This window comes from Sphingomonas sp. SL1004, from assembly GCF_057815015.1.
Genome location: NZ_JBYMUX010000001.1, coordinates 1,661,613 through 1,676,182 on the forward strand (window position 1 = coordinate 1,661,613; position 14,570 = coordinate 1,676,182).

General features: G+C 64.2%; 12 protein-coding genes. 2 read left to right on the plus strand and 10 right to left on the minus strand.

The genetic code is table 11. From position 1 onward, the window contains the following. Positions 1 to 3: 3 nt before the first annotated feature. The 5 genes from AC3D24_RS07455 to AC3D24_RS07475 form a co-directional block, all read right to left on the minus strand. Positions 4 to 2,979, minus strand: a complete 2,976-nt coding sequence (locus AC3D24_RS07455; RefSeq protein ID WP_489029467.1) for an AAA family ATPase — start codon at positions 2,977 to 2,979, stop codon at positions 4 to 6. Beyond that, positions 2,976 to 6,365: a TM0106 family RecB-like putative nuclease gene (locus AC3D24_RS07460; protein WP_489029469.1), complete on the minus strand. Its 3,390-nt coding sequence runs from the start codon at positions 6,363 to 6,365 to the stop codon at positions 2,976 to 2,978. Before AC3D24_RS07460 ends, AC3D24_RS07455 begins: the two co-directional genes overlap by 4 nt. 122 nt (positions 6,366 to 6,487) lie before the next feature. Next, positions 6,488 to 8,245: a hypothetical protein gene (locus AC3D24_RS07465; RefSeq protein ID WP_489029471.1), complete on the minus strand. Its 1,758-nt coding sequence runs from the start codon at positions 8,243 to 8,245 to the stop codon at positions 6,488 to 6,490. Positions 8,246 to 8,878: 633 nt separating this feature from the next. After that, on the minus strand, positions 8,879 to 9,121 hold the full coding sequence (locus tag AC3D24_RS07470) for a hypothetical protein (RefSeq protein WP_489029473.1): 243 nt from the start codon (positions 9,119 to 9,121) through the stop codon (positions 8,879 to 8,881). 2 nt (positions 9,122 to 9,123) lie between these two features. Then, positions 9,124 to 9,426 (minus strand): hypothetical protein, encoded by a 303-nt coding sequence (locus tag AC3D24_RS07475; RefSeq protein WP_489029474.1) that lies wholly within the window; start codon positions 9,424 to 9,426, stop codon positions 9,124 to 9,126. 177 nt (positions 9,427 to 9,603) lie between these two features. Between AC3D24_RS07475 and AC3D24_RS07480 the strand changes: the two genes are divergently transcribed. Next, on the plus strand, positions 9,604 to 9,759 hold the full coding sequence (locus AC3D24_RS07480) for a hypothetical protein (protein ID WP_489029476.1): 156 nt from the start codon (positions 9,604 to 9,606) through the stop codon (positions 9,757 to 9,759). 43 nt (positions 9,760 to 9,802) lie between these two features. Here the strand turns inward: AC3D24_RS07480 and AC3D24_RS07485 are convergent, their stop codons facing one another. The 4 genes from AC3D24_RS07485 to AC3D24_RS07500 all read right to left on the minus strand — a co-directional run bounded on the left by AC3D24_RS07485 (position 9,803) and on the right by AC3D24_RS07500 (position 11,402). Beyond that, positions 9,803 to 10,138 carry a hypothetical protein gene (locus AC3D24_RS07485; protein ID WP_489029478.1) on the minus strand — a complete coding sequence of 112 codons (336 nt, stop codon included), beginning with the start codon at positions 10,136 to 10,138 and terminating at the stop codon, positions 9,803 to 9,805. Between the two features lie 146 nt (positions 10,139 to 10,284). After that, a complete protein-coding gene (locus AC3D24_RS07490; protein WP_489029480.1) occupies positions 10,285 to 10,806 on the minus strand; it encodes a hypothetical protein in 522 nt (173 codons plus the stop codon). A 204-nt stretch (positions 10,807 to 11,010) separates the two neighbouring features. Further along, positions 11,011 to 11,193, minus strand: a complete 183-nt coding sequence (locus AC3D24_RS07495; protein WP_489029482.1) for a hypothetical protein — start codon at positions 11,191 to 11,193, stop codon at positions 11,011 to 11,013. Next, on the minus strand, positions 11,193 to 11,402 hold the full coding sequence (locus AC3D24_RS07500) for a YozE family protein (RefSeq protein WP_117129725.1): 210 nt from the start codon (positions 11,400 to 11,402) through the stop codon (positions 11,193 to 11,195). Before AC3D24_RS07500 ends, AC3D24_RS07495 begins: the two co-directional genes overlap by 1 nt. 245 nt (positions 11,403 to 11,647) lie before the next feature. Here AC3D24_RS07500 and AC3D24_RS07505 point away from each other — a divergent pair, with 245 nt between their 5' ends. Further along, the gene (locus AC3D24_RS07505) at positions 11,648 to 13,603 is read left to right on the plus strand and encodes a putative bifunctional diguanylate cyclase/phosphodiesterase (protein WP_489029484.1); all 1,956 of its coding nucleotides are present in this window, start codon (positions 11,648 to 11,650) and stop codon (positions 13,601 to 13,603) included. Between the two features lie 12 nt (positions 13,604 to 13,615). On the opposite strand, the gene AC3D24_RS07510 is transcribed toward AC3D24_RS07505, so the two are convergent. Then, positions 13,616 to 14,539 (minus strand): crotonase/enoyl-CoA hydratase family protein, encoded by a 924-nt coding sequence (locus AC3D24_RS07510; protein WP_489029486.1) that lies wholly within the window; start codon positions 14,537 to 14,539, stop codon positions 13,616 to 13,618. Positions 14,540 to 14,570 lie beyond the last annotated feature (31 nt).

The following is a 14,570-nucleotide window of genomic DNA, read 5'->3' on the forward strand; positions in this document are numbered from 1 at the left end:
GCGTCAGACGCCCGCAACGAGACGGGCATAGGCGTCCGCGTCGAACGCGCGCTTCACCGACCAGCGTACGCGCGGCTCCTCGGTTGTCATGCCGGGGGGCGGCGCGATCGTCTTCGCATCGAGGAAGGGATTGTTCTTGCGCCCGCCGAGCACTTCGGCGGTGCGCCCCCAGTCCTCGAAGAAATACTCCGCGATCAGGGGGATGATCTTCATCCGCATCGCGTCGTCCAGTGCGGTCTTCGTACCGCATCCCAGCAGCCAGCCATGACCGATCTGATGTTCGCGATCGAGCAGATACTCGATCCGGTCGTTGATGGTTTCGAGGATTCTGGCCAGCGCGATGCCGCCGACCTCGGCATCCATCCCCTTGACGGTATAGTCAGGCATCATCTCGGTGAAGGTGAAACGTCGCCGCAGCGCCTTGTCGATCAACGCGATAGATCGATCGGCAGTGTTCATCGTGCCGATGATGTGGAGGTTGACGGGCACGCCGAAGAGGTCGCCCGAATAGGGCAGCCGCACCTTCAGTTCGTTGGTCGCACCGAGCCTTTTATCCGCCTCCAGCAGTGTGATGAGCTCGCCGAACACCTTGGAGATGTTGGCGCGGTTGATCTCGTCGATAACGAGGACGAAGGGTTCGGACGCGCCGCTGCCCCCGTCCTGCTGGCTGTTGGCATAGCGCTCGAGCGCGGGGATATTGAGGTCCGAGTCCGTCAAAGCATATGCCGACTTCTGGGTGAACCCGCGCCCGTAGATCTCACTGACCGGCACGCCTTCGCGATCGATCCACATCCATCGGACGGCGCGCCGATGCGCGTACCCGCCATCCTCGCGTGGATGGAATTCATAATCGCCCGTTATCTCGCCGATGGCGCGAAACAGCGTATTCCCCTTCGAGACTATGACCACATCACCCGGTTTCATCCAGTTGCGGAAGATGTGCGGCATCTGAACCCGGCCGCTCGTCGCGTCGGCCTCATCATGACCGTCTTCCTCACGGACCGCGTCAATGATCGACTGCCGGTCCGCGAAGCGCGAATTCGACCAGTCGACATCGGAAAAGCCCAAGACCGTGAAGCCGCCAGCGATCGCCTCCTCGAACAAATAGGCGTCGTCGGGATTGGACATTTCGCCAATCGACATCTTGAAGACCTGACGATCACCGATGGTGAAGGAATCGTCGCCCGGCCCGGTGCTCGTTTCCGCCCGGCGCGCGATCAGGCGGAAAATGCCCGGCGTCGGCTGCAACTCGAACCCAGCACTCCCCTGGCCGGCCTGAACAGGTCGTAAGCCCTCGACAAAGTCCTCATACGCCATCGACTGGTGGAAGGTGACGAACTCGATCCGCCCCGCCTCGCCGAGCGCCTTGTAACGCGCCATCAATGCCGCGCGATCGGCAGGCGGCCTTTCCCCGCACAGCCGCACCGCATGTTCCGCAGTCGCGTAGGTTTTGCCGGTACCCGGCGGGCCGTAGAGGATGAGATTGGTGGGTTCGGTTGTCATGCCATCGCTCTTCTGAAGATCTGTGATTTCGCTGTCGTCGGCGTCGTCGAATCCGGCTTCGTCCGGCCAACGGCCGGCGCGTGGAGGCTGCGGCGCCTTCCATTCTGCTATTTCATCCGCGCGATCCAGCAGGGCATCAACGAAATGCGCGACACTGACGTCGTTGAAAAGCACCTCGTCGATGTCAAAGCGCAGCGACGATTTCGTATCGTTGAACCAGATCCGCGGCGTGCCACTCCCCTCAAGATAGCCCTGCGCCGCGGTGGCTGGTTTGGTTTGGTCGGGCTTGCGACCGAACCTCGCCGGATTGCGGGCGAGATCAACATGATACCAGTCAAAGCCCGCCTTATGTATTGCCCGCGCAAGCGTGCAAAAGGCCGACGCCTGGTCCGGCGTCCAGCGGTCTTGCAGCCTGCGGAAGCGCGGGTTACCCGCGAAACGCGCCAGTACCGCATCATCATCCATTTCGTTCTCCGTCATCCATTCGTCGTCGAGCGCTATCCAGGCGAAGCCTTGGACGTCGATCATGTCGCGCGGCTCCCATTGCCATTCGTCGCGCATGACCGCGAAGATCCGCCCGTGGAGCGCCAGCCAACGGACGAGGTGATCCTCGGCCAGCACGGTGCCGCGAAAGATCGGATCGCCGGTCAGCAAGGTTGCCAGTTCGCGCGCCTTGGTCATCTTGAACGGCGCCGCCGCGAAGGGATGCGCGAAGCCTGCGACGGTGATCGCGATCGCCGCGACCTGTCCCACGGTCAGGGTAACAGCACCCCTGGCACGCAGGTCCTCGAACGTGCGCACCGCAGCCATGATCGCGTCCACGGCCGATCCGGTAGAGCGGGAAAGTCGTCCGATCGCGGCGTAAAATGCAGGCGCGAGTTCCGGATACTTGCGCGCGAAATCGTCATCCGTCTGCCAGCGCAGCAACGGCCCCTTGTTGGGGATCAGCACTCGGTACACGCGCCGCCCGGTGGACTCGTCATCACCCTCGGCAGAGACGACTTCGCGGAAGGATCGCGCCATCGCGTCCTTATAGTGGCGTTCGATCCGTTCATACGCGTTGTCCGTTCGGGTAAACCGTTCGAACTCCGGGACGTTGTCCAGGAACGCCGCGCGCATCCCCTCCAGTTCGGGCCATGCCGAATCGCGCGGATCGACCTCGCGGAACTGTCGATAATTGCGCACTGCGGATGCGACGTTGTTGATCCGCATCGAGGCGTTCGTCGTCTCGCCAACCAGCTCGCCGGGCGCCGTTCCGGTGTCCGCCGCAGACCGACATGCATGGCGCAGCCATTCGGTGACCGCCGTCATACCATCCGCCTCGAACGCCGCATCGAGATCGGCGTCCCCCAGGCCCAGCGCCGGCATCGCCTTTTCGAAACGCCGCGCCTTCGAGATACGACTCGGGACGGACGACAGCGGCTTGCCCTTCCATCGCCGCTGTTCCAGCCACGCGCGAAATTCATCCGTCTTCACACTGTCTCTCCCGCCTCGGCATTCAGCCAGGCCAATGTATTCACCAACCGCAGATGGTCGACGCTCGTGGCGTTCAGTTCCAACAGTTTCGGGTTCGCCAGCACGATCGCCAGCGTCCGCGCACGGCTGATCGCGACGTTCAGGCGGTTCTTCGAATAGAAGAAATCGACATGCCGCGGCAGGTCGTCGGGGGTGGAGGTCGTCAGGCTGACGATCACGATCTCCGCCTCCTGCCCCTGGAATTTGTCGACGGTGCCGACCCGCACAGCATCGGGCAGGCGGGTCTTGAGCGCGTTGACCTGCAGATTATACGGCGCGACAATCAGGATGTTGGGCAGCCCGATCACGCCCTCACGCCCCTGTCGGTCGATGAAGCGCGTGCCGATCAGGCTGTCGACCAGACCGGCGGTGACCTCGACCTCTTCGTAGCTTACCTGCCCGCAGCCCCTGTGCGTCATCGGCAGCAGGCGGATGCCGTACGGCCTCAGGCCGGCAGGCGCGTCGTCGAGCATCAGCGTCTGGCGGGCGCAGTCTGGATGCGCCTTCAACCGGCCGTCATAGACCACGTCAGAGATGAACCGCTGGATCGCGGGGTGCATCCGCCAGCTCATATCGAGCAGGATACCGCGCGTCGGATCGATCGTCGCCGCGCCCTCCAGCAGGTAATCGAGCACTGACAGGCCACTATCGCCGGGATGCGCGCCCTGGATTGGCTGGCCGAGCTGCATCTGGTCGCCGACCAGTATGATGTTGCGCGCGGCCGCCCCCATCGCGAGCAGATGCCCGAGCGACACCTGCCCCGCCTCGTCGACGAACAGGTAATCGCAATAGCCGTCCATCGCCTCGTCGGCGAACAGCCAGGCCGTGCCCCCGATGAGATCGTAGCCGAGCAGGCAGTCGTCGATCGTCTCGCAATCGGCGATGACACGGCCATTCAGATAGGATTCGGCGTCCTTCGCGCTGACCTTCTTCGCGCCCGCGAAATCGAGGCCGATTTCCTCTGCCACCTGTTCCACTTCGGCGAGCAGGTTGTTGATCGCCTTGTGGCCGTTGGACGACACGCCGACGCGCTTGCCGGCCGCAATCAGCGCGCAGATGACATGGGCGCTGGTGTGGGTCTTGCCGGTGCCGGGCGGCCCCTGGATGAACAAGGTGGACCCGTCGAGCGCCAGCGCACGCAACGTCGCCGCCTCGATGAGCGTTTCGTCAAGCTGCACCATCGCCCCGCCCGTCCAGCCATGCAGACGGGGCGGCGTGCGTGCGATCAGGTCGGTCAGCGCGCGGTACGCGGTCGCATCGCCGCCCGCCCAGGCGGTCGCGACACGCGTCACCGCCTCCTCGAGCACAGCGGTACGGATCGGCCAGCTCGGGATGATTGAGCCGCCTTCGGGGAAATCGCCTTTGCCACGCCTTACCTCGACTTGGTTGCGGACCCGGTCGACGCCGACGATCGTGCCGAGCCGGGTGAGTGTCGGTACGTGGAGTACGTCTTTGCCCTCGCGCAACTTCGTGTCTTGATCGGGAAAGCTGTAGGTCGCGATGGTCGAGCGTTTATCCTTGCGGAGCCACTGGACGCCTGCGGGCTGGATCGCGCCGATGCATTCGCCATCGTCGATCAGATCCTCGGCCTCGCGCTCGGCACGGTCGTAGATCGCCCAGAATTCCGGCTTCTTCGCGCGCGCGTGGAAATCGACCAGATGCGCGACGAGATCGCGGCCCGTATCGCTGGCGGGGATCTGCCCCGCACGGATCGCCTGGCGTAGCGCCTCACGCGCCGCATCTCGGGCGATCGCGTCCGCCGTTTTCGCCGGGTCCGGCTCAGCCGCGCGTCTTTCCCACCACGGCATGTCGGGGCGCAGCGTCAGCAACCAGTCGCGCAGGCCCTCGGTATTCTCGCAGTCGACCCGGTTATAGGCGAACAGCGCGTCCAGGATCGTCGCATCGCCGGTGTCGCGCCAGCGATGATATTCGACGATCGACTGGTCTGCCTTCTTCACGTCCTCCAACCGCTTTTCGGCGAAGAATATCTCGAGCGTCTTGAGGCTGAGATTGGGCTCCGACGTCCGGATCGCGGCGCGCGCGACGGCGTAGAGATCGACCAGCTTGTCCCCTCGCAGCAGCGCATCGACGGCGTCCTCGCATGACGCGAACGCGGTCGACAGGCGGCGCAGCACCGTCACCTCATAGGCGGCGTAATGATAGATATGCGCGCCGGGATTAGCCGCCAGATGCGCGGTGAACCAGTCGACCATCGTCTCGAACGCGGTGCGCTCCGCAGCCCGGTCATGCGCCCAGGCGTGGCGGAACCGCGCGGCGCCGCTGTCGTCGCGGTAATGTACACCCCACAGATATTCGAGCCCGTCGGGGTGGAGCGGATCGCCCTCCAGGTCGAAGAACAGGTCGGCCGGGTGCGGCGCGGGCAGCCGGGCGAAGCCGCGCTCGGGCTCGACCGGCAGTGCCTTTGCGACGGGATCGCCGATGATCCGCGCGACCTGCATCGCCGCCTGATCGCGCAGCCGTTCAAAGGTGACGGACGCGAGCTTTGCTACCCGCGTACCCGACGGAGCCGCGGCGAGCACGGCCATGGTGTCGATGCCGGCTGCCCGTAGCTTCGCGATCTGCGACGTCTGAATGCCTGCGACACGGTGGAGATGGTCGGCCGCCTCCCACTGCGCATCGCAATGATCGCGCCACGCGCACAGCGAACAGGCCCGGCACGGCTCGGGCTCGGACCCTTGTGCGCCGGTCGCGATGAAATCGAGATAGCGTGCCTTGGCGACATCAAGCGTGTGGCGGAACTCGACAGCACGGAACGACGCCTCCCGGCCGTCGCCGAGTACCAGATGCATCCCATGCGGCCGCGCCTGCTGTACGCCCTCGATGAGGTCGGAATACACGCCGAGTTGCAGGACATGCGATGGCTTCGGGCTGCGCGCGAGTTTCGTGTCAACGGCCTCATAGGACCAATCACCTAGCGCCGACGGTGTGTTTACGCGGCGCAGGAAGTCCGCGAACCCGTGCCAGGGCGCGCCCAGAAACGCCGCCTGATAGATGACCACGGCACCCTCACGCATCGCCGCCTCGGTCGCAACCGCCCGGCGCTCGATCGAGCCGAATGCTGCGATCTCCGCGACCGGCCCCGCCGCCTTCAGCCGCGTCAGATATTCACCCTCATGGGCATGGCCAGCATCCTGCACCAGCCGCGCGCTATCATCGTCCTGCGCCCACTGCGCGCGCAGGGTGGGATCGTCAAGCGCGCGAAGATTGAGCGCGACCGCGTGGGCACAGCCGAGAAAGCTGTTCAGATCCGATGCGGAATGGAGAAGCGAATCGTTATGGAGGCGCACGCAGACTTCCTGGAGCGGTACCACGACAGAATTGGTCATGGGCACGGTTTGCCGGATGTGGCTCAGCCTTTCGTACTGTGCCATCCGGGTTATATCCGGATAGTTTGATTAGCCCGTCCGCGATGTCCGCTCGCACTTAGGCATAGCCGGTCGATAGCCTGCTACATCCCGAACACCTTCATGCCGGCGTCGATCATCCCCTCGATACCGCGCTTCACGTCGCCGGGGCGCCGCCCGGCCATCGGCGCCTCCTCAACGATTAGGATGCCTTCGCCCGCCTCGACGCGGTCCTTCAGCAACCGTTCGTACCCAAATAGATACGGCCAGAAGGTTTCGGTGCGCGTAACCGAATAAGCGAGGTCGGCGGAGAAGCCGACAAGCTGGTCCTGCCCGAACACGCGGCCCCGCTCGGCGCGCTCGATTCGCACGCCGCGTCCGCCCTTCAGCACCAGCCGCGCGGGCCCGTGGAACACGAGATAGCGCAACTGCATCGTCGCCCACGCATTGAGCGAGAACAGTCGCCAATGCGCCGTTACCCGCAATCGCCGGCGGATCGGCTGCGCAACTGCGGCCAGCGCGCGCGGATATAGAACGCACGCGGCGCCATCAACCAGCGTCAGGATCGTCACTTCGGCAAAGGGATCGTGCACCGCCGATACCGTGGTCACCTCGCCGTCGCCCCGAACCCGGGTCAGAAAGGTGAGCCCGGTCGCGATGCTGGTGACAGGATGCCGCCAGTCGAGGAACCATTGTGTCCCCTTGGCGCCGGCAAGACTACTAGTCTGGAGATACGCCTGCCGCACCAGCAGTTCTTCGCCGGGTGCCAGCCGAATCCCGACCGACGTCGTGGACCGATCGGCCAGCGCGATCGCCACCCCCGCCCCGCCGGGTACGCGCAGCCGTATCGCTGGCCGGCGCATGGCAAACGGCGCGAGGATGAGATAGCAGAACAGGCGGATGAGAAAGGGCATCGCAATGATGCCGAGCAAGATGAAGGCAGCAACCTTAAAGATGAGAGGCAAGCGCATTTCGCTCGACCACAGCATAAACTTCGCGCGCCACGACCCTTTTGCCGAGGTGCGCTCCTTGACGATCTGATCGCTCAAGCTTTGCGTGACGGGCGCTATCCTCGTCTCCGTCCAAGCTTGCGAAAGTTGATACTGCCTATATGCCGTGTCTCGTTGCAGTTTTATTTGACCTACTGCGTTCCGCCGGATCTCATACACCGCTTCCATTCGGCGCGCTTCGCTGCATCGATCGCGGGCCGAATGCTGCAAGGCGCGATGACGTGCCTGATCGTATCGCTGTCCCGTGGCCCAGACGAGCCACCGACCCTCGAAGGTCTTGAGATCGCGCGCCGTGTCGCGACACTGCCTTCGCGACTGGAGAACCTTTTCGGCAGATTGATTGACCGACGCAACGCTGTCTCTGAACTGCGTTATGAGGTCGCCCGCCGCCTGCTTCTTTCGCAACCGATCCCGCGCAGTCGAAAGCCCGGTAATTTCACCTGCCCTTACCTGGATCTCCAGCTCGCGCGCGCCGTCGGCCATCAGGGCATCACCATCCGCTTTGGCCAGACTTGCCACTTTCGCCAACGCGCTGCGACGACCTGCAATGGCGGTCTCCCGCGCATAACTCGCGTCCTTGATCGCCGTATCGAGCTGGACAAGGGTCTTGTCCTTCAAAACCGCAGATGATTTGGACAGCCTCACCTGCGCCTCGCCTTCGAGCGACCGAAGCCGACCGACCACGGCATCAAGTCGTGCAGCGCGGTCGACACTCATCTGTGGGCCATTCCACTCCGTCTTGATCCACGGCACGAGGACCATGCTCGCCGCTATCGCGAGCACGAGCATCACATAAAGCAAGGCCTTCCGCCCTACCCAGCCGAACACCCGGCTTACAAAACCCACGGCCATACCCCCTTACCCACCCACAGCATCGCGATCGCAGACGATATTGCTAATCACCCAACGCACCCGCGGATTAGAATCGCCGCCATGGTGCAACGCCGGATAGACGCGGACGTGATGCACGAAGCCTGGTGCGAGATCGAGCGCGAGATAATCGCGCGACCGACTCACCGGGGTGCAGCGGTCGACCGACCGTCCTCGGATATCCCTACCAGATAGTATTTTGGCTTGACGAACTGGTTCATCCACGCTCAGACGCTGCTGCACACGAGTACAAGTCGTGTGTACAAACCACGGGTAAGCGCTCCTCAAAATTCGCAGAAATGCGTGCTCTATAGCTGATATGACGCCTCCCGTAGGGGTCACCATTTGTGCTTTTCCAAAGCACTTCGCGGTGAACGAGACGAGAGCGTCTCGCAGTTTTATCTCACGCAGATTCTAGAACAGGCGCTCTGATCGCTCGGCGAGCAGAAATTGCCTTCCAGGGATGGTCAGGCAATGGCTGCGACCCTCGAATTTGCGACGGTTCATCCGGAAGATGCGTAGGATCCGGAGACTGCCTTGAGGGATGAAGGGTGAGGCCGAGATTGCTACCGCCCAACTGAGGACGGTAGCGCACCGGGCTGTTTGACGCTCGGTTTAGTCAGACGGGATCTCATCGACGCCCTGCTTGCGGGCGCCGATGATCATTCTCCGAGCGATCTTTCGGACGGCCTCGTCATCCTTGCTGCCGTCGGTCGCCGGATCGCCGAGATGGTCGAGGCTTGCTTCCATGAAGTCCAGAAGGCCGGCATGCTGCGCCTCGACATATTCCATGAGTTTGAAGAGCAGATGTTCGGTCGCGATCTCGCGTTGGCGCGCCTGCGTGGCGGTGTCGGGCATCGTCACTTCGCCGCTTGCTCGGACGCATCGAACTCGTCGAACGCTTCACGGACTTCGCTTGCGGTTGCGTCGTCGGTGATGTCGACGGTCACGACGACCTTGCCGTTCAGTTCGGCGTCATCGCGGGCGTCGGGGCTGGGCGAACCGGCCTTGCTGTCGGAACCGGCTTCTTCGACGCCGGCGGTGTTTTCGCTGCCGTCCGGGGCAACGACGATCCTGGCGCGATCGATGTCGAATTGCTGCACCAGACGCTCGATCGTCATCTCGGCTTCGCGGCGCGTATCGAACTTTGCGGATAACTTCATGATTTCAACCTCCAGCCGCCATGGCTTGGTGGAATAACCACCCAGATCGAGACCGGTGCCATCGCCGCTCGCCGGTTTCGTCGACGATTAGCCGCAGCGTGATTGACGCTGGCGAAAATTCGTAACAATCTTGATGTGAAGCAAGCGGCAGATCGACAGTCAGGGATTCACGCGGGCATGCCACAGCGAGTATTAGCGCCCGATCAACGCCTTCGCGAGCATCTGGAGGATGCGTTGGCGGAAGCCGATGCGCTGGGATGGACCGCGGTGGCCGCACTCGTTGCCGAGGCGATCGATGCACTGGACGTGCCCGCCCAGTCGCCGTCGAAGTGAAGGTCGGGTTGAACTGAACACCGAGCGACCCGAAAGGGTCGCGTCAGACGCCGAGTTCGCGACGCTTGATCTCACCGTGTAGCGCCTCGGCGACCGGATGGCCGATCTCGCCGCCGGATTGGCGATACGCGTCCGCGAGTTCGTCGTCCGATGCGGCACGCAACAAGGCGGTTACTTCCGCACTGAACGTATCGACCTCGCCCGCGGCCGCGTCCGCCGCGTCTTCGCTCGTCACCTCGGCGCGACGCTCGGGCGCTGGCGCGTGGGCCATGACCGCGTCCTGCTTGAACACATCAAAGGCTTCGGCGGCTTCGTTGCGTTCCTCGATCGCGATTTCGAGAAGGGTGAACAGGTCGAGCGACGATGCTGTGTTTTCCATGCGCCAGCGTAGGCCGGGTTCATTGATTCGTGCAAATCGCGTTTGCGATAGCCCTGTCGTGATCGGCCCCGTCGTGACCGGCCCCGCCGTGATCGCCCCAGCGCCACAAGAGCATCAGGGCGATCATCCGCGATGACAGTGTTCCGTCAGGCCGCGGTCGCGCGCGACCGCGTCGCGCTGTGGCCGCCCGAGCGATAGAGTAAATCAGATGCGGCTTCGGTGCTCACGGCCGCATCGCGCGTATCGACCGAAACGAAGACGCCGCCATCATCGACGCGACCCTCGTAATACGCCGCGTCGTCCGTGTTCACGCCGTGATCGGTCATCACCTTTCCCAGGCCGCCGACCGCGCCGCCAAGCGCTGCACCAGTGATCGCCGCGCCCGGGATCGCCGTGGCCGCGATGGCGCCGGCGGCGACAAGCGGCCCGACCCCGGGTATCGCTAGCGCCGCAATACCGAGCAGCGTGCCGATACCCGCTCCGGCAGCGACCTTGCCCACGAACTCCTGCGTGTCGGCCCCGCTGCCGTCGGTCGTCGTGTTCTTGCCGTCGTGCCGGGCGACGATCGAGATCGCGCTGTCGTCGATCCCGGCGCTGCGCAATTCGGACACGGCACGCTCGGCCTCGGCATGCGTGTCGAAGACGGCGGATACGAGGGTCGGAGTCATGGCTGTTCCTCTCGAAATGATAATGGCGACGTGAGCTTAAAAGCCGATCGCCGCACCGATCGTTCCCGATATTGAGCGTTAACGGCGGCCTAACCATGAATAGTCTGCAGGCCCGCCGCGGCGCATAGCGGCCAAGCCGAGTGATTGCCGAGACCGGTAGTCGAGGCTGGCGGCCGAGACCGGCGGCGCCTGCCCCTTTTCCCCTCAGTGCCGGGTCCGCCCCGCATCGGCGACCGCGTTCAGGCAATCGGCCAGCTTTTCCCAGCGACGGAAGCGCTCGACCTCCCCCGGCGGCGTCTTTTGCAGGCCCGCGGCGACGATCTCGCAAGCACCCTTCTGTCCATGCCCGGCCATCAGCATGAAGACCTGTTCCCATGTTTCCTGCATCACGTCGTCAACCAGTCGGTCTCGGCATCGTCGACCGCGGCGAACATGTCGCCTTCGGCCTGCATGGCGCTCAAATGCTTGCGCACCGCTTCGGGATCGCCGCCGCGGGGGAAACGGCGATCGACGGCCGCGCCGGTCGCGAGTTGGCCGACAAGGTCCTCCCTGTCCTTCTGCGTCAACAGCCATTGCCCGAAAGGGAGCTGGTCCATGGTCACGTCCTCACATCGAATCGATGCGGTCACACGTACTACGTTCCATTTTTGTTCTCAATCCGCCTTCGTGCCCGCCGTGCCGTGGGGGATAGAAACCGTCCGCTCGCGCATTGTCTCGAGGTGAACGGGGAACGTTCATGATTGGGCGGGACACCGTGACGGGATTGGTGCGTGAAACATCCCGGCGCGAGGGCGCGAATCTTTCCGATTATTTTACACTTCTGCCCTCCAAGGTTTACTGAATGAGTGGTCTAATCTCCCGGCTGAAGCAGCTCCGGCATTCCGACCAGGCGATTGCCGCCTCGGTCCGCGAAACCCTCGTCGAGTCGCTTTATGCCTCGCCCCAGTCGCTGGTGATCGGTGCGTTGACCAGCAGCGCGATCACGACGGCGGTCGCGGTGGTCAGCCGCGATCGCTCGATGATCGTGTGCGCGGTCGCGATCGCCCTAGTTGCCTGTATCCGCGTCGGTGATGCCGTCCGGCTGAAGCGAAAGGCAGCGGGCCGATCGACCGAAACCGGCGCGCGGCGGCGGGAACTGCTCTACCGCATGGGGGCGCTGTGGTATTCGGCGTTGCTCGGCACGTTCGGCCTGTTGACGCTGGTGTACACGCAGGACGGCGTGCTGCAACTGCTCGCGGTGACCACGACGATCGGATACGCCGCCGGGATCGCCGGCCGCAATGCCGGGCGCCCGTGGATCGCGCTGTCGCAGCTATGCTTCGCGTCGCTGCCGTTGGCGGTCGGACTTATCGTATCGGTCGACCCGCTCAAGATCGCGCTCGCGGCCGTCATCCTGCTGTTCGTGGTCGCGATGATGGACATTACGCTCCAGACCTATGGCGTCATCCTGAAGGCGACGGTGGTGTCGCGCGAAAAAGCCGCGCTGGCCGAGCACCATGCCGCGATCGCCCGGCGCGACGACCTGACCGGCGTCGCCAACCGAACGGCGTTCCGCGAGCGCTTCGAGGCGCGGTTGCAGGCGCTCGACGGGGGGCGGCAGTGGCTGTCGATCCATTGGATCGACCTGGATCGCTTCAAGGAGATCAACGATTCGTTCGGCCACCTTGCCGGCAATGCGCTGCTCGCCTGCGTCGCGGGTCGCCTGGACGATGCATTCGGCGCCAGCGGAATCGTCGCGCGGCTCGGCGGGGACGAATTCGCGGTCGTTTGCGAAGTCGCGCACAAGGCCGATGCGATAGGGATCGGGCGAAGGATCATCGAACTGGTCGAACAACCGGTTCGTCACGACGGGCGCTTGCTCCACGTCGGCGCATCGCTGGGCATCGCGATCGCCCCCGCCGACGGCGCCGATGCCGATACCCTGCTCAAGAATGCCGACCTTGCGCTGTACCGCGCAAAGGATGGCGGCCGCGGGCAAATGTGCTTTTACGAACCGCTGATGGACGAGAAGATCGAACGCAACCGAGACCTCGCGGCGGAGTTGCAGGAAGCGCTGGAGCGCGGCGAGTTCCACCTGCTGTTCCAGCCGATCTTTGACCTCGCCGGCGACCGCGTGTTGTCATGCGAGGCGCTGTTGCGGTGGAACAACCGTCATCATGGTGCGATCTCGCCTGCCGAGTTCATCCCCCTTGCCGAAGATACCGGCGTGATCGTCGCGATCGGCGGCTGGGTGATCCGCGAGGCCTGTCGGATCGCGAGCGAATGGCCCGCCGACGTTACGATCGCGGTCAACCTGTCGCCGATCCAGTTGCGATCGGCCAACCTGCCGATGGTCATCATGGGTGCGTTGGCAACCAGCGGCCTTCCCGCCGATCGGCTTGAGCTGGAGGTGACCGAATCGGTGCTGCTCCACGACATCGAAGCCTCGCTCGCTGCGCTGGACGCGATCAACCGCCTGCAGGTCCGCACCACGCTCGACGATTTCGGCACAGGCTATTCGTCGCTCAGCTACCTGACCAAGTTTCCGTTCCAGACGCTCAAGATCGACCGGTCGTTCATCACCGATCTGGAGCAGAGCCCCGCTTCGGTGGCGATCGTCCAGACGGTGGTCGAACTTGCGGCGAAACTGGGTATGCGAACGGTCGCCGAGGGCGTCGAGACGCAGGCGCAACTGGACCAGCTTCGCCGCACGCGGTGCGATGCGGTACAGGGGTTCCTCCTCGCCCGCCCCATGCCGGCAAGCATGGTGAAAACCATGCTCGCCGGAGACCGGGTCAAGGCACAACGGCGATCCTGAACCGCGTCGTGCTCAGGCTGCCTTGTCCAGCAGCCGTGTCTGGGCACCGACGAGGCGGCGCATCAGTTTGAGATCGGCGTCGCTGAGCCGCAAGGCGGCGTCGGCCCACAGGTCGACGACCGCCTCGAGTTCGTCGAGCGGCAGCGGATTGACCGACCGCGACGCTTCGTAGATCGCACAATGACCGCTGTGCCGGCGGCGGTTCTGCCGGATATAGCGCTCGACCTCGGCGCGACCCTGGCCTGGATCGGCGAGTGCGTGGACGATGCCCAGATCGTACAGCTCCTCGGCGCTGTAGGTGCGGCCGCTCAGGATCATCTGTTCGGCTCGGGCGGCCCCGAGCCGGCGCGAGAGGAAGCAATGCGCTCCCATCCCGGGAAACAGCCCGAAATTGGTTTCCGGCAGGCCGAAATTCGTCCCGCGCTCGGCAATGACGACGTTGAACGACAGCAGCGCCTCGAACCCGCCGCCCAGTGCATCGCCTTCGACCAGGCCGATGGTGACGATCGGCTGGTCCAGGCTGCGCATGTTGCGATGGAGGATACGCACGCAGGCGCGTCCGTAGCCGATCAGCGCCGCGCGGTCGCCGCTACGGATATGGGCCGCGAACAGGTCGAGATCGCCACCCAGGGAGAACACGCCGGGAAAGCGCGACCCGAGAACCAGGTACCGGATCGGCATCGCCCCCGACGCGCACGCCGCGGCGATGTCGGTCTGCCACTGATCGAATTCCACGAGCAACCCCGGGTTGAAGCTCGGTCGGGTGCGCTGCCGCATATAGGTCCACAAGGTGTTGAGGTCGGGGTCGAACGCCGTTTCCAGGTCGACGAACGCGAAAGGCTGACGGCCGGTGGCGCCGGCGGGCATTTCGGGCTGGCGTTGATGCCGCGGCTTGCTGCGGTCGGCCGGTACGACGGGAGGGTATTCGATGGTCATGACCAAGGTCCTTCTTCAGGCACAGCGGGAT